14 protein-coding genes are annotated in these 14,933 nt (G+C 46.7%); 9 read left to right on the plus strand and 5 right to left on the minus strand.

Annotated features, from left to right (window positions below):
- Positions 1 to 72 precede the first annotated feature (72 nt).
- Both ACUYLD_RS17445 and ACUYLD_RS17450 read right to left on the minus strand, forming a co-directional pair.
- A complete protein-coding gene (locus ACUYLD_RS17445) occupies positions 73 to 1,596 on the minus strand; it encodes a DHA2 family efflux MFS transporter permease subunit (protein WP_069290403.1) in 1,524 nt (507 codons plus the stop codon).
- Positions 1,597 to 1,605: 9 nt separating this feature from the next.
- Positions 1,606 to 2,241, minus strand: coding sequence for an HlyD family secretion protein (locus ACUYLD_RS17450; protein WP_103050342.1), 636 nt, complete (start codon positions 2,239 to 2,241; stop codon positions 1,606 to 1,608).
- A gap of 132 nt (positions 2,242 to 2,373) precedes the next feature.
- On the opposite strand from ACUYLD_RS17450, the gene ACUYLD_RS17455 reads away from it, so the two are divergent.
- Both ACUYLD_RS17455 and ACUYLD_RS17460 read left to right on the plus strand, forming a co-directional pair.
- Positions 2,374 to 2,928 (plus strand): NAD(P)H-dependent oxidoreductase, encoded by a 555-nt coding sequence (locus ACUYLD_RS17455; protein WP_250260412.1) that lies wholly within the window; start codon positions 2,374 to 2,376, stop codon positions 2,926 to 2,928.
- 10 nt (positions 2,929 to 2,938) lie between these two features.
- Positions 2,939 to 3,400, plus strand: coding sequence for a hypothetical protein (locus tag ACUYLD_RS17460; RefSeq protein ID WP_446675618.1), 462 nt, complete (start codon positions 2,939 to 2,941; stop codon positions 3,398 to 3,400).
- An 81-nt stretch (positions 3,401 to 3,481) separates the two neighbouring features.
- Here ACUYLD_RS17460 and ACUYLD_RS17465 read toward each other — a convergent pair whose 3' ends face one another.
- Positions 3,482 to 4,213 carry a ZIP family metal transporter gene (locus tag ACUYLD_RS17465; RefSeq protein WP_446675619.1) on the minus strand — a complete coding sequence of 244 codons (732 nt, stop codon included), beginning with the start codon at positions 4,211 to 4,213 and terminating at the stop codon, positions 3,482 to 3,484.
- Positions 4,214 to 4,494: 281 nt separating this feature from the next.
- Here ACUYLD_RS17465 and trxB point away from each other — a divergent pair, with 281 nt between their 5' ends.
- The 5 genes from trxB (at position 4,495) to ACUYLD_RS17490 (ending at position 10,379) form a co-directional block, all read left to right on the plus strand.
- Positions 4,495 to 5,436, plus strand: a complete 942-nt coding sequence (trxB, locus tag ACUYLD_RS17470; protein ID WP_023990316.1) for a thioredoxin-disulfide reductase — start codon at positions 4,495 to 4,497, stop codon at positions 5,434 to 5,436.
- A 58-nt stretch (positions 5,437 to 5,494) separates the two neighbouring features.
- Complete coding sequence (locus tag ACUYLD_RS17475) at positions 5,495 to 5,725, plus strand: glutaredoxin family protein (RefSeq protein WP_007432162.1); 231 nt, start codon at positions 5,495 to 5,497, stop codon at positions 5,723 to 5,725.
- Positions 5,726 to 6,135: 410 nt separating this feature from the next.
- Positions 6,136 to 8,019, plus strand: a complete 1,884-nt coding sequence (locus ACUYLD_RS17480) for a beta-glucoside-specific PTS transporter subunit IIABC (protein ID WP_446675620.1) — start codon at positions 6,136 to 6,138, stop codon at positions 8,017 to 8,019.
- 50 nt (positions 8,020 to 8,069) lie between these two features.
- Positions 8,070 to 8,906: a BglG family transcription antiterminator LicT gene (licT, locus tag ACUYLD_RS17485; RefSeq protein ID WP_446675621.1), complete on the plus strand. Its 837-nt coding sequence runs from the start codon at positions 8,070 to 8,072 to the stop codon at positions 8,904 to 8,906.
- Positions 8,907 to 8,921: 15 nt separating this feature from the next.
- On the plus strand, positions 8,922 to 10,379 hold the full coding sequence (locus ACUYLD_RS17490; RefSeq protein ID WP_446675622.1) for a glycoside hydrolase family 1 protein: 1,458 nt from the start codon (positions 8,922 to 8,924) through the stop codon (positions 10,377 to 10,379).
- Between the two features lie 70 nt (positions 10,380 to 10,449).
- Here ACUYLD_RS17490 and ACUYLD_RS17495 read toward each other — a convergent pair whose 3' ends face one another.
- Positions 10,450 to 11,622, minus strand: coding sequence for an ROK family protein (locus tag ACUYLD_RS17495; RefSeq protein ID WP_446675623.1), 1,173 nt, complete (start codon positions 11,620 to 11,622; stop codon positions 10,450 to 10,452).
- A gap of 134 nt (positions 11,623 to 11,756) precedes the next feature.
- On the opposite strand from ACUYLD_RS17495, the gene xylA reads away from it, so the two are divergent.
- Together xylA and xylB are read left to right on the plus strand one after the other, a co-directional pair.
- Positions 11,757 to 13,073 (plus strand): xylose isomerase, encoded by a 1,317-nt coding sequence (gene xylA, locus ACUYLD_RS17500; RefSeq protein WP_013311966.1) that lies wholly within the window; start codon positions 11,757 to 11,759, stop codon positions 13,071 to 13,073.
- A 57-nt stretch (positions 13,074 to 13,130) separates the two neighbouring features.
- A complete protein-coding gene (gene xylB / locus ACUYLD_RS17505; RefSeq protein ID WP_446675624.1) occupies positions 13,131 to 14,654 on the plus strand; it encodes a xylulokinase in 1,524 nt (507 codons plus the stop codon).
- 87 nt (positions 14,655 to 14,741) lie between these two features.
- Here xylB and ACUYLD_RS17510 read toward each other — a convergent pair whose 3' ends face one another.
- A complete protein-coding gene (locus ACUYLD_RS17510) occupies positions 14,742 to 14,918 on the minus strand; it encodes a FeoB-associated Cys-rich membrane protein (RefSeq protein WP_081112420.1) in 177 nt (58 codons plus the stop codon).
- Between the last annotated feature and the right edge of the window lie 15 nt (positions 14,919 to 14,933).

Consider the following 14,933-nt stretch of genomic DNA (forward strand, 5'->3'; position numbering starts at 1 on the left):
AGGAGCATTCATACCTCTTAAAATCCAAGGGGGTGAATGCTCCTTCTTTTGCAGCCTCGCAACGCTGTACGTCTATCTTCGGCGCGGCGTAGATCGTCGTAAGAACAAGGAAAACAATAGCCCCGCTAGTGCAATCCCTGTAGCAATGATGAAGGCATCATTAATGCCATGGATCGTTGATTCTGTAACGGCACTTCGGTACACCTGTTGTAGCGCCAACGATGAACCACTTTCTGTTGAAATGCCCGCCGTTTGCGCGAGGGTTTGTCCCAACTGTGCTACCCCTTCGGTTAAAGGAACATTGGCGGTGGTAGCGACATTCGCATAATCCGCTACATGAATTGTCGTTCGGCTGCTCATTACAGTAATGAGCCAAGCGGTACCGATAGACCCGGCAATTTGCCGTACTGTGTTGGACATGGCTGTACCGTGGCTACCGAGATGGGCAGGTAGCTGGTTTAGCCCTTCCGTCTGGACGGACATCATCAGCAATGACATTCCGAAGCTGCGAATCGTATAGATGATCATAATATGTCCGTAGGTGGTGGCATCGGTCAGCAGACTGAATTCCCAGGTTGTGACTGCTGTAATAATCAGTCCAATGATCGCCAATGGCCTTGCGCCTATACGGTCAAATACTGCCCCTGATATCGGTGACATCACACCCATCAGCAGTGCACCCGGCAACAGCAGCAGACCGGATTGCAGCGGCGTAAAGCCACGTATATTTTGCAAATAGATCGGTAGCAGCAGCATCCCGCCAAACATCGTCATGTTGACGGTAGCCCCGACTAAGGTCGATACGGTAAAAATATCATATTTAAACACACGGAACTCCAGCATCGGCTGTACCATATTCAGCTCGCGCACGATAAACATTACAATAAACACAACCCCGGCAGCGAGTGTAAGTATTACCGTATTGCTGTCCCAGCCCTTGTCTCCAGCTGAACTAAAGCCATACAGTAGGAAGCCAAAGCCCAGTGTGGAAAAGATGGTTCCCAACAGATCAAAGTTCGGTTTCGTTAGCTTGGATACATTTTTGAGCCAGCGTATGGCAAACAGAATATCAATGATTGCCAACGGAATCACCAGCAAAAATAGCAGTCTCCAACTATAGTGCTCCACAATCCAACCGGATAAAGTCGGTCCAACCGCCGGGGCAAACATCATGGCAATCCCCATGGTCCCCATAGCAGCGCCTCGTTTTTCGGGGGGAAACACAGTCAGGAACACGTTCATGACCACAGGCATGATAATGCCCGCTCCGCTGGCCTGAATAACGCGTCCAACCAGCATAGGCGCAAAGCCGGTACTGGTAGCACAGACGACAGACCCGGCCGTAAATAACCCCATCGCGGAGATGAATAGCGCACGTGTTCCGAATGACTCAATCAGAAAAGCAGTGATAGGAATCAAAATCCCGTTGGTTAGCATATATCCGGTGGATAGCCATTGAACGGTTGTTGCAGATACATTAAAATCATTCATCAAATGTGGAATGGCCACGTTGAGCAGCGTTTGATTCAAAATCGAAATGAAGGCGCCTAGCAGCAGCACGGACAGAATACGTCCGACGGACATTTTTTGATCCATGACAGCCTCCTACTTGTGAACTCTGATGGTCGCACTCATTCCCGGGATAATACCCAGCCCCTTGTAACCTTGAATGGAAATATTGACAGGCACGACCTGTGTCACCTTGGTATAGTTGGCAGTGGTGTTAGAAGTGGGCAGTAGTGAAAAAGTTGATGCGGTCGCCAGGCCGATCTTTTCGAGTTTACCGCTCAGGGACGTATCTGGGTAAGCATCAATATATACATCTACCGTCTGTCCTACTTGAAGATCTTGTACAGCCGTTTCGTCAATATTGGCGGTAATCCATAAATTGTTTAGATCAAAAGCCTTCGCTAAGGGTGTGCCTGCCCCAACAATCGAGTTGTTGACTGCAGATTGCTGTACGATGGTACCATCGGTTGGAATCGTAACGCTAATTCGGCTTCCGCCTCCTTCTACACTACCAAGCGTGCTTCCAGCGGTGTAGGTCTTACCAACTTCAGCATTCCAGCCAGTGAGTTTGCCAGCGCCTGGAGAGGCAACGGTAACTGCTTGTCCGCTCACTTGGGCATTATCGGTTTTTATGTAGTTGGCGGATTGATTGTAGTAATAGGCGGCGGCTCCACCACCTGCCAGAATAATGATAATAACTAGCAGGTTGACTAATATGGCGCGTGAATTCATGTTTACATGCCTCCCTAGTTCTTGGATTTTCAAAGTATGCGTCAAATGATTCATAATATTCAGATGGGTTTTGGGCAAGGTTAAGAGCGCATGCGAAAAAGATGATTTTGCTGACAAAGGATGATGCGCATAATGACGACCAGAATCATGATTGTATATGACAGTGAAAATGGGCATACCGAACGTCTCGCTCGCTCGATCGCAGAAGGAGCACACCTTGTGCATACGGAAGTGTTGTTAAAGCATGTTAATGAGGCCGATGTGAATGAGCTAGTGAGTGTGGATGCCATTATATGGGGTTGCCCGGGCCATTTTGGTACCATCAGCAGCGGTCTGAAAAGCTGGATTGATAAGCTGGGGTATCTGTGGGCGCAGGGCAAGCTGGTAGATAAAATCGGCGCTGTGTTTTGCACAACAGCTACCGTTCATGGTGGATTGGAATCTACGCTTCTGAATTTGATTACTCCGATGCTTCATCAAGGCATGATTATTGTAGGACTGCCCGCTAATATTACGGAAAATGCATTATACGGCTCCTATTACGGCGTAGGGGTAACATGTCCAGTGGAGACAGACCCCAATGGTCCGCCTAATCTTCCAACGGGTGATGATCTTGCACTAGGTCGTTCTTTGGGCAAACGGGTCGCTGAGATAGCGGGACGGTACCGTAGCGCTGAAAGAGAATAGGAGGCTACCGATGACCATTGCTTTTATCGTAGTAGCTGCGGTTGCCTTTATTTTTTTGCTGGTATTTAATACAAAGATGACGCGCAAATCCTCTCCCAAAACTCGCCCCACGGAAGAGGAGTCACGTCAAAGAAGCAAACGTCCTTATCCTGTACAGGTGGAACCCGAGGCACGTGAAAGGATAGATTCTACGCGAGAGATGCCGCATAAGGATATCGACGTCGAAGAACGTCATGCGGAGGAACAACACAAGGTGCCTGATATCCAGACGGATAAGAAGGTAGAAAAGGATCGCGAGAACATCAAGGATGCTTACGGAGATCAGGATTATCGTGCGGCTTTACGTGGTTTTGCCAAAAAGGACGAAGAAAAGGATAGACGTTCCCAAATATCCAATGGAGAGAAGGAGACTCACAAAAGTGAGGACGAGCAGTATCGTGAAGCACTGCGCTCCATGAACCAAAAAAAATGAGGTATCTCCATGTGAACATACTAAAAAGGCTGCTTATCTGTCTGAATTACAGGCAGAAGGCAGCCTTTTTGTGTTGCTCGGCTATAGCCATTCGGTTAGCCCAATCATCGTAATTAAGCCGAGAATAAAAGAGAATGTGGCAATCCGCTGGTTGCCATCCCCGTGACTCTCGGGAATCAATTCCTTGTAGACAATAAACATCATGGCTCCGGCGGCAAAAGCAAGGCCGTAAGGTACCAGTCCGTTCACCCAGCTGCTCAAATAAAACCCGATCAGACTCGTAATGATTTCCACGGCTCCGGTGAGGGTAGCAATGCCCAAGGCCTTGAAACGGCCGATATTTTGATTCACAAGGAACAACGCTACGATAAAGCCTTCCGGGGCATTTTGCAGGCCGATAGAGAAGGCGATCAGATTGCCGAGATTTTGAGTTTCACTTGCATAGCTGACCCCAACAGAGAGTCCTTCTGGCAAATTGTGCAATGTAATAGCTGCGATAATGAGAAAAGATTTGGACTCCAGTTGAAAGGTCTTGGAGTCTGGGTCCTCCAAATCCGCATGGGGAATGTACATTTCCATCACCAGTAATACGAGACAGCCGAGCAGGATTCCCGCAGTCAGCACGAACCAATTGGAATGCTGGATTGCTTCGGGAATGAGGTTATACACGGATGCAGAGGTCATAATTCCTGCGGCATAAGCCAACAGAACATCGCGAAGCCGATGTGTGATATTGCGCATAAACAGTATGGGCATGGCGCCGAGTCCAGTGGACAGGGCAGAAATAAAGCTACCTAAAAAAACGTCATTCATAATCGGGATAATCCCTCCATACCTGATTTATCTTTATACTTCGCTTCATGAAAACTTCATTTGACTGTTTACAGCTATTTCCGCATAATGAAATTAGGATTTAGAATCAGTCTAAGTCATAAGAAGCTACAAAACAAGTGATTCGTTTTTGCAATATCCGGGTGTCCACATTTTGGGATAAGCTTCTGGTGGAATTACTTTTAGAGTATATGCAGCTGCCCAGCGCCCGGTGCCGAAAACTCGTTATATAATACTTATGATATTTTAGGAGGAACCAAGATATGTACAAGTCCATTATTATAGGTACCGGCCCTGCCGGTTTGACCGCTGCAATTTATCTGGCACGTGCTAACATGAGCCCACTGGTGATCGAAGGACCACAGCCAGGCGGACAATTAACTACGACTACGGAAGTTGAAAATTTTCCAGGCTTTCCTGAAGGAATCATGGGACCCGATTTGATGGATAATATGCGTAAGCAAGCGGAGCGTTTTGGCGCTGAATTCCGCACAGGCTGGGTAAACAAAGTAGACACAACGGCTCGTCCATTTACATTGGATGTAGAAGGTTTGGGTGAACTGGTTACTGATACGCTGATTATTTCCACAGGGGCGACTGCCAAATATCTGGGTATTCCCGGTGAACAGGATAATATCGGACGTGGTGTAAGCACTTGCGCAACATGCGACGGCTTCTTTTTCCGTGGCAAAGAAATTGTTGTCATCGGCGGTGGAGACTCTGCATTGGAAGAAGCCAATTTCCTGACTCGATTTGCCTCCAAAGTGACATTGGTGCATCGTCGTGAAGAAATGCGCGCCTCCAAAATTATGCAGGATCGTGCTCGTGCGAACAACAAAATTGAATGGGCGCTTAATCGTACTCCTGTAGAAGTGATTGCGGATGAGAATGGAGTCACTGGCTTGAAAGTACTGAATAATGCAACAGGTGAAGAGGAAATCATTACAGTTAGCGGCGTATTCGTGGCGATTGGTCATCATCCGAATACAGGCTTCCTTGAGGGACAAATTACAACGGATGCGAACGGTTATATCGTCGTAAATCCGGGTACTTCCGAAACAAACGTGCCTGGCGTATTCGCTTGTGGTGACGTACAGGATACTCGCTACAGACAAGCGATTACCGCAGCAGGTAGTGGCTGCATGGCTGCTATGGACAGCGAGAAGTACATCGAAAGCCTGGAGCACAGCGCACTGGCCCTGTAATGATCCTTGGAAATATGAATAAATATGTTGTAACAAAATAAATGATGAGGTGATATTCATGGAAAAAGCAATAGTATACACATCTACAAACTGCCCGCATTGCCGTCAAGTAAAAAGCTATTTGAGTGAAAAAGGCGTGGAGTACGAAGAACGCAACATTGAAACCAATGAAGCTTTTGCTCAAGAGGTTTGGGATATGGGCATTCGTGCCGTTCCATTGACTTTGATCGGAGAAGAACGTATTTCCGGTATGAACAAAACCAAGTTTGAAAAAGTGTTGAACGCTTAATCCAACTTACACAATCGGCGTTCCTGTGATCGTCATATAGTTCAAATCAGGGCCCCCATTGCAGTTATATACTGCGGTGGGGGCCTGCTTACTAGGCTGGGGCAATAAATGATGAGTTGTAAAGAAGCCGGAGCTCTTAATCTTTCCCTAAGAGAGAATTTTGTCGAAAAGTGTTGCATCTATAGATAATCGGTGCTATATTCTAATTGTAAGCGCTTAAGAACCCGGGTTCCTTTAGGTAACAATTAATCAATGCACAATCAATTATGAAATTTTAATCAACTAAATAATACACATCCAATACAGGCGTGTTACTGTTCGGCAGGCAAGACCTAGATTGGGTAGGATATTGTTCCCTACCCTTTTTAGGTCTTTTTTTGTTCCGTATTTTAAGAAGGAAGGTGTAACTGATGAATTATAAAGAGATCGCACAAGCTATTTTTAATAAAGTCGGTGGGAACGATAATATTAACAGCGTCATACATTGCTCTACTCGATTGCGAATGACGCTTCGTAAGCCGGAATTGGCACAAACAGATGAAATTAAAGCTCTGGACGGTATTATGGGAGCCGTAAATAGCGGTGGACAATATCAGGTCATTATTGGGAATGATGTAGGTTATGTCTACAATGAGCTGGTCAAATTGCTAGACCCGAATAAATCGTCTTCGGATGAAGCCGAAAAAGTAAAGGCGGATCGAAGTTTGAAGGGATTGTTCAATAGCTTTGCGAGCATGATCGCAGGTATTTTCCAACCTATTATTCCGGCGATTGCCGCTTCAGGGATGCTAAAGGCACTGCTCTTGCTATGTACAGTAACCGGAATTATGAGCAAGGAAAGCCAAACATATATGATCCTAAGCGTCATCTCGGATGCGGCATTTTATTTTCTGCCTATGCTCTTGGCTTTCTCCAGTGCACAGAAGTTCAAGACCAATCCATTCGTATCGGTACTTCTTGGGGGCGTCCTACTCCATCCGAACTTAATCAGTTTGCTAGGAGGGGAGAAGGCAGTCACATTTGCGGGTCTGCCCGTAGCATCCGTACAATACGCGACCTCCGTTATTCCTATTATTTTGACCATATGGCTCATGTCATACATTGAGAAATTTGCTGATAAAATCTCTCCCGGACCCGTGAAAATTTTTCTAAAACCATTGATCGTTATTTTGATTGTCGCGCCTGTTTCTCTCATTGCCCTAGGACCACTGGGTACGTATTTAGGCTTGGGCATGTCCAACGGTGTATTCTGGATTCAGGAACGAATCGGCTGGCTTACAGTCGTATTGATGTCAATTGTGATGCCGCTAATCGTCATGTTCGGCATGCACAAAGTATTTTATCCCATTATCTTTGCTTCACTAGCTTCGCCAGGATATGAAACATTGGTACTGGTTGCCATGTTGGCCTCCAATATGGCCCAAGGTGCAGGTGCATTTGCTGTCTCGCTCAAAACGAAAGATCCCAAGTTCAAGCAAATTGCTCTGTCCGCAGGTATTTCGGGGGTATTCGGCATTACGGAACCCGCTTTGTACGGTGTGCATTTACGCCTGAAAAAAACACTGTTCGCCTGTATGATTGGAGCCGGGGTTGCCGGATTGTTTGCCGGTCTTATGAATTTAAAAGCTTATGCAGCTGTAGGCCCTGGTTTTGCATCACTGCCGATGTTTATCAGCGAAGATCACTCCAATCTGGTGTATGCACTCATAACGATGGCTATTTCGATCATTGTGACGTTTATTGCTGTTTATGTAATCGGCTTTACAGATACGGTTATCGAACCGACTAAAACAGAAGCTCGTCCCGAGCCTGCTCAAACGCAAAGCAAAAGCTTCAAATCCAAAACGGTTATTTTCGCTCCTATGGAGGGCACTGTGATTCCTTTACAGCAGGTCAATGATGAAGCATTCTCGCAAGAGGCCATGGGCAAAGGCATAGCGATTCAACCAAGTAGCGGAAAAGTGGTTGCACCTTTTGACGGCACGGTAGTCAACGTATTTCGCACCAAGCATTCCATAGCCTTAAAATCGGTTGAAGGCGTAGAGCTGCTCATTCATATTGGTTTGGATACTGTTAAGCTGAAGGGCCAGCATTTTACTGTACATGTGCAGGAAGGGGACGAAATTAAGCATGGCCAGCTTCTTATTGAGTTTGAAATTGAAACCATACAGAGGGCGGGATATGATACGATAACTCCGATTATTGTGACCAATACAGCGGACTATCTGGAAATCATGGGTCATGAAAGTTCAGAAAAGACAGGGCCAGAGAAGCCTCTGATTACTGTACTTTAACAGTGTGTTTGTTGGGGGAATCAAGCCTGGAAAGTGAGAGGTCGTTGGATATGGAAGTAATTAAAGTTCTCAATACGAGTATTGTTCTTGCCAAACGTGAGGACCACAAAGAAGTTATCGTGATGGGGAAAGGTATTGGCTTTAAAAGTAAACCTGGCGATTTCGTCGATGAGAACGAGATTGAAAAGATATATGTTCTTGAAAATGAAAGCATGTCTTCTGATCTGACAACTTTAATGAAGGAAACGCCCAAAGAGTATTTGATTCTGGCAGATGAAATCATATCTTATGCCAAAAACAAACTTTCCAGTCACTTGAATGAGCACCTATATGTATCCCTGACGGACCACTTGTATATGGCAACGAAACGGTTTAAAGATAACATGACGATTCAGAATCGCATGCTGTGGGAGGTCAAAAAGTTTTATCCGATAGAGTTCGGTATCGGCCTGTATGCGCTCACTTTGATTGAGAAGCGCATCGGTCTAAATCTGCCTGAAGAGGAAGCGGCTAATATCGCCTTTCATCTGGTTAATGCTCAACAGACCGATAACAATATGAACCAGGTTTTATTGATGACCAATACAGTCAAGGACATATTGAACATCATTAAATTGCATTATCAAATCGAACTGGATACGCACAGCATCAACTATTCACGATTTTTAACGCACCTTCAATTTTTTGTTCAGAGATTACTCGAACATAAAATGTTGGATTCTCAAGATCCAGAACTTATGAGCCAAATTGTGAACAAGTATTCGGAAGAAGAAAAATGTGCGCTATCCATTCAACAATATATTGAAGCCAAATTCGACCTTTCGATTCCGGATGAAGAACTCATGTATCTGATCATTCACTTAAAACGGGTCATAAGTAGAAACTAAGAGGAGGAGCTAGAGATGAGAGAGATGAAAAGAACATTTCCGAAAGGGTTTTTATGGGGAGGAGCAGTAGCCGCAAATCAGGTGGAGGGCGCCTGGAATGTCGATGGCAAAGGGATATCTACAGCAGATATGGCTATTTACAAAAAGAATGTGAGCAAAAGTGATTATAAAAAACACAATTCAATGACCGAAGAACATATCCAAAAGGCGATGAAGGACACGTCGGATCATGATTATCCCAAACGTCAGGGAATTGATTTCTATCACCGTTACCCCGAAGATTTAGCATTGTTTGGTGAAATGGGATTTAAAACGCTGCGAGTTTCCATTGCATGGACGCGTATTTTTCCAAACGGAGATGAGGACAAGCCCAACGAGGCTGGATTACAATTTTATGATCGGTTGTTTGATGAGATGCATAAAAATGGGATAGAGCCGCTTGTCACCCTGTCCCACTACGAAATGCCGATGTACCTTGTGAATCATTACGGGGGTTGGAGCCAACGGAAGGTGGTAGATTTCTTTATCCATTTTTGTAAGACTGTATTTAATAGATACCAAAATAAAGTGAAATACTGGATCACATTTAATGAAATAGATAGTATCGTACGCCATCCGTTTACGAGCGGCGGTATTTTACCGGAACGCTTTGAAAATGTAGAGCAGGCGGTTTATCAGGCTTTGCATCATCAATTTATAGCTAGTGCTCTGGCCGTGAAATACTGTCACGAAATCATTCCAAACTCAAAAATCGGCTGTATGTTAACCCGACTAACAACATATCCGCATACCTGTAATCCGCAGGATATTCTGGCAGCGTTTAAAGATAACCAGTTTAACTATTTTTTCACGGATGTACAGGTTCGCGGAGCGTATCCCCATTATATGAAACGCTTCTTCCATGAAAAGGAAATTGTGATTGAGAAGCTGGAGGGTGACGATGAAATTTTGAAAACTCATCCGGTGGATTTCATTTCCTTTAGTTACTATATGTCATTGGTTGCTAGTGCGGATAGTGAAGGCATGGAAAAAGTCAGTGGGAATACGATTGGCGGCGTTAAAAATCCATATCTGGAAACGAGCGATTGGGGATGGCAGGTGGACCCGGTTGGCTTGAGACTTTCTCTGAATGAGCTGTACAGCCGCTATGAAGTGCCATTGTTCATTGTAGAAAATGGTTTAGGAGCTTATGACAAGGTGGAGGAAGACGGTAGTATACAGGATGATTACCGTATTGATTACTTCCGTACTCATTTTGAACAAATGCATGAAGCCATTCTGGACGGGGTTGAACTGATGGGTTACACCAGCTGGGGAGCGATCGACTTGGTTAGTTATTCCTCATCTGAAATGGAAAAAAGATACGGATTTATATATGTGGACAAAGATAATGACGGAAATGGAACGCTTGAAAGAAGACGAAAAAAGAGCTTCTACTGGTACAAAGATGTTATTTCCAATAACGGGTTGTAAGAAGAGGATTTTGCAAAATCCCAAGAAAAGTGGGCGTACAGGAACCTGAATGTTCCCGTACGCTTCTTTCTTATAAAGACACGCGTACACGCCCGAGAAAAGGAGCGGTTGCCGCATAGGCGGCACCTAGCATCGTCGAACGACTGCCAAGCGTGGAGAAACGAATCTGTAGTTGCCGACGGTGATAGGGCAGGGCACGCTCGTCAATCACATCACGCATACTTTGCTCCAACCAAGGTCTGGCTTCCGCCAGTGGACCGCCGATGATAAGCATTCCGGGGTTGAGGCTGTTCACAATGTTGGTAATACCCACACCCAAATATCGCCCAATATCATCAAGGACGCTTAATGTACTTGCTTCACCTTGCTGAGCAAACGGCAGTAATTCCGCTGTATTATGTGCAGGTAGTTTCAATGTGGATGCTACATACGCCTTCTCTGAAGCATAGAGTTCCCAGCAGCCGCGACTACCGCAGGAGCAGAGTCGTCCGTTCCAATCAATGGTCATATGACCCGTCTCTCCGGCGTACCCCCAAGCTCCTTGATACGGTTTGCCATCAATGATAATCCCGGCCCCGATACCGGACCCTGCACTGATGTAGACCAGATCCCGCACCAGCTGTCTGTGATCGCCGTCCATACCATAGTACAACTCGCCCTGTGCGCCGACGTTAGCTTCGTTATCCACTACGACGGGCAGACCTAGCTCGGTCTCAAGTTGCTGCCGCAGCGGAACCTCTTCCCAGCCCAGATTGGGTGCGAACAAAACGGTTCCGGTTTCATCCACCATACCCGGCACCCCCAGCCCAATGCCGACAATACCGTGAGGGGAGGGAGGAGTGGCCTGCATGAGCTCCTGAACGAGCTTTCGAATCTGTTCCATAACAAAGGCGGGATCATGCTGAGTAAGGGAAAGGGTAAGCTCAATTTCAATGGTACCTGCCAGATCAGTCAGAGCGCCCTTGATGTACTGTACGCTCACCTCAATACCGAGTACAAAGCCTGCACGGCTGTTGAATAGCAGCATTAAAGGCTTACGCCCGCCGCTGGATTCCCCTAATCCCGTCTCATATACAAGTCCATCGGTGATGAGCTCTGCCACCAGATTGGAAACGGTAGCCTTGTTTAATCCAGTTTGACTGGATAACTGTGCCCGGGATAGCGGAGCATGAAGGCGAATACGCTCCAGCACAATGGATTTATTTAGCTTTTTGACAAGCGCCTGATCGCCAGTGACATTCATGGTTAATTCACTTCCTGTTGGTGTAATTCCTAATATTATATCATAAAAACAAACTTAGTTTAAGCAATAGACAAAGTCTTTCGGCTGTGCTAGAATCGTTTTTGTAAACGTTTACTACAAAGGAGGAACTTATAATGGCTTATTTCGAACAGGTATCTAAAATTAACTTTGAGGGCAAGCAATCCGACAATCCTTTTGCGTTCAAATTTTATAATCCACAGGAAATTGTAGCGGGAAAAACGATGGAGGAGCATTTGCGTTTTAGCATGGCCTATTGGCATACACTGGTTGCAGGCGGCTCCGATCCTTTTGGTGTAGAAACAGCGGAACGTCCATGGTCCAAGTTTACCGGGCTGGATTTGGCAAAGGCACGTGTGGAGGCTGCCTTTGAGCTGCTGGATAAGCTGAATTTACCTTATTTTGCTTTTCATGATGTGGATATTGCACCAGAAGGCGCGTCATTGAAGGAATTTTACAGCAATCTGGATACCATCGTGGACTTGATTGAGGAACATATGAAAGCTACAGGGAAAAAACTGCTGTGGAACACGGCAAACATGTTTAGCCATCCACGTTATTTGCATGGGGCTGCGTCGACTTGCAATGCAGATGTATACGCACACGCAGCTGCTCAGATTAAAAAAGGACTGGAAGTGGGCAAACGTCTGGGCGCAGATAACTATGTTTTCTGGGGAGGCCGTGAAGGCTACGAAACACTGCTGAACACGGATTTGAAGCTGGAGCAGGACAATTTGGGACGTATGTTCCATATGGCCGTAGACTATGCGCGTGAAATCGGCTTTGATGCTCAGTTTCTGATTGAGCCAAAACCGAAGGAGCCAACGAAGCATCAGTATGATTTTGATGCGGCGACGACGATTGCCTTCCTGCAAAAATATGATCTGGATCAGCATTTCAAGCTTAATCTGGAAGCTAATCATGCAACTTTGGCGGGTCATACTTTTGATCATGAAGTACGTGTAGCACGGATTAACGGCATGCTGGGATCACTGGATGCAAATCAGGGAGATTTGCTGCTGGGCTGGGATACGGACGAATTCCCGGTGGATCTGTATGATGCCACACTAACCATGTATGAAGTGCTGCAAAATGAAGGCTTGGGCCGTGGCGGTATCAACTTTGATGCCAAGGTGCGCAGAGCATCATTTGAGCCGGAAGACTTGTTCCTCGCGCACATCGCAGGTATGGATACGTATGCGAAGGGGTTGAAGGTAGCTGCCAAACTGATCGAGGATCGTGTATTTGAGGACTTTATTGAGAAGCGCTACAGCAGCTTTAAAGAAGGTATTGGAGCAGACATCGTATCTGGAAAAGCAACGCTTGCTTCTCTAGCTGAATATGCTTTGGCGAACGAAACACCACGTAAAAACGTATCCGGGCGTCAGGAATATCTGAAAGCAACATTAAATCAATACATTTTGGCTGACTAATACCAGGACTTATATATGAAACAACGGCTGCACGATGACAAGGAAGGAGGAACTCCAATGCAGGAGAAGCTAAATCAGGAGCAGGAACGCTATGTCATTGGCGTAGATTTGGGTACCAGCGCGGTCAAAACGGTGCTGGTTAACCGCAAAGGGCAGGTGGCCTATGAAACCTCCCAGTCTTATCCGCTCCATCAGCCGAAGGCAGGATATAGCGAACAGCACCCTGAGGACTGGGTCAGTGGCACGTTAGCATCACTGAAACAGCTTGTGGAGAAGGCTGGAATCGGCGGCACAGATGCTGTGGACGGTATTAGCTTTTCGGGACAGATGCATGGGCTTGTGCTGACTGACAAGGAAGGCCAAGTGCTTCGTCCGGCTATTCTGTGGAATGACACGCGTACAACAGCACAATGCCGTCGTATTGAAGAAAAGCTCGGGTCGGAGCTGCTGAGCATCGCACGTAATCGCGCGCTGGAAGGCTTCACGCTACCCAAGCTGCTGTGGGTGCAGGAGCATGAGCCAGATGTGCTGGCCCGTGCGGCACATTTTATGCTGCCCAAGGATTATGTGCGCTACTATCTGACAGGAGAGCTGGCGACGGAGTATTCGGATGCGGCGGGCACGCTGCTGCTGGATATTGCGAACAAGCAGTGGAGCGAAGAGATCGCTGCCGCGTTTGACCTACCGTTGTCGCTGTTCCCGCCGTTGGTGGAATCCTTTGATCAGACGGGTACACTGTTGCCGGAGATTGCGGAGCAGAGCGGGCTTTCGCCTGAAACGAAGGTCTTTGCAGGTGGTGCCGACAACGCATGTGGCGCGATTGGCGCTGGCATTTTGAGCGAAGGCCGCACCCTGTGCAGCATCGGCACCTCAGGGGTTGTACTTTCCTATGAGGAACGCAAGGATATTGATGTGCAGGGACGGGCACATTTTTTTAATCATAGTGAGCAGGATGCTTATTATATTATGGGGGTTACGCTCGCGGCCGGATACAGCTTGACCTGGTTTAAGGATACCTTTGCACCAGAGCATTCTTTTGATGCACTGTTGGCAGATGTGAACTCTATTGAACCAGGCAGCCGAGGGCTGCTGTTCACGCCTTATATCGTCGGCGAGCGTACACCTCATCCAGATGCAACCATTCGAGGTAGCTTTATCGGGATGGATGCGGGGCATAAGCTTGCGCATTTTACACGGGCGGTGCTGGAAGGAATAACGTTTTCGCTCAAGGAATCCATTGATATTCTCAGAGGAACGGGCAAAACGGTGAATGAAGTGATTTCCATCGGCGGCGGTGCGCGTAATGAGGCGTGGCTGCAAATGCAGGCAGATATTTTTAACGCGGATATCATCAAGCTGGAAAGCGAGCAGGGGCCTGCCTTGGGGGCGGCCATGCTGGCTGCTTATGGTAGCGGCTGGTTTGAATCTCTGCAAGCGTGCGCTGAAGCTTTTCTGCGCGAAGCAGCGAGATATTCCCCTAACCCGGAACGTGTGGCACAGTATGAAGGCCTATACGAGCTGTACCGTGAAGTTTACTTGCACACGCGAGAGCTAAGTGAGCATTTGGCAGTATATCGGTGAATACGGTGAGCTTTAAGCGTAAATAAGAAGCGGCTCCGGGTGTAAGAAACCCCCGGAGCCGCTTTTTCATGTGATGATGAGCATGAATTAAATACTTTTCTTGATTTTCGCATGATCTTCATTCATAGAACTTACGGCACAGCCAGGACATGACTTGCTCGACGAACACCCCGCACAGGCGCCTTGACGGCTTTTTCGCAAAAATCGTACCAGCACCCATGCACTATAACCGAGGATCGCCAATAAAATGATGATATTGATCATGGAATTCACTTCCTT

The organism is Paenibacillus sp. SER-28 (assembly GCF_052906305.1).

Coding starts and splice junctions, on each gene's coding strand:
- ACUYLD_RS17445 (WP_069290403.1), bottom strand. CDS start 1,596: ATGGATCAAAAAATGTCCGTCGGACGTATTCTGTCCGTGCTGCTGCTA.
- ACUYLD_RS17450 (WP_103050342.1), bottom strand. CDS start 2,241: ATGAATTCACGCGCCATATTAGTCAACCTGCTAGTTATTATCATTATT.
- ACUYLD_RS17455 (WP_250260412.1), top strand. CDS start 2,374: ATGACGACCAGAATCATGATTGTATATGACAGTGAAAATGGGCATACC.
- ACUYLD_RS17460 (WP_446675618.1), top strand. CDS start 2,939: ATGACCATTGCTTTTATCGTAGTAGCTGCGGTTGCCTTTATTTTTTTG.
- ACUYLD_RS17465 (WP_446675619.1), bottom strand. CDS start 4,213: ATGAATGACGTTTTTTTAGGTAGCTTTATTTCTGCCCTGTCCACTGGA.
- trxB (WP_023990316.1), top strand. CDS start 4,495: ATGTACAAGTCCATTATTATAGGTACCGGCCCTGCCGGTTTGACCGCT.
- ACUYLD_RS17475 (WP_007432162.1), top strand. CDS start 5,495: ATGGAAAAAGCAATAGTATACACATCTACAAACTGCCCGCATTGCCGT.
- ACUYLD_RS17480 (WP_446675620.1), top strand. CDS start 6,136: ATGAATTATAAAGAGATCGCACAAGCTATTTTTAATAAAGTCGGTGGG.
- licT (WP_446675621.1), top strand. CDS start 8,070: ATGGAAGTAATTAAAGTTCTCAATACGAGTATTGTTCTTGCCAAACGT.
- ACUYLD_RS17490 (WP_446675622.1), top strand. CDS start 8,922: ATGAGAGAGATGAAAAGAACATTTCCGAAAGGGTTTTTATGGGGAGGA.
- ACUYLD_RS17495 (WP_446675623.1), bottom strand. CDS start 11,622: ATGAATGTCACTGGCGATCAGGCGCTTGTCAAAAAGCTAAATAAATCC.
- xylA (WP_013311966.1), top strand. CDS start 11,757: ATGGCTTATTTCGAACAGGTATCTAAAATTAACTTTGAGGGCAAGCAA.
- xylB (WP_446675624.1), top strand. CDS start 13,131: ATGCAGGAGAAGCTAAATCAGGAGCAGGAACGCTATGTCATTGGCGTA.
- ACUYLD_RS17510 (WP_081112420.1), bottom strand. CDS start 14,918: ATGATCAATATCATCATTTTATTGGCGATCCTCGGTTATAGTGCATGG.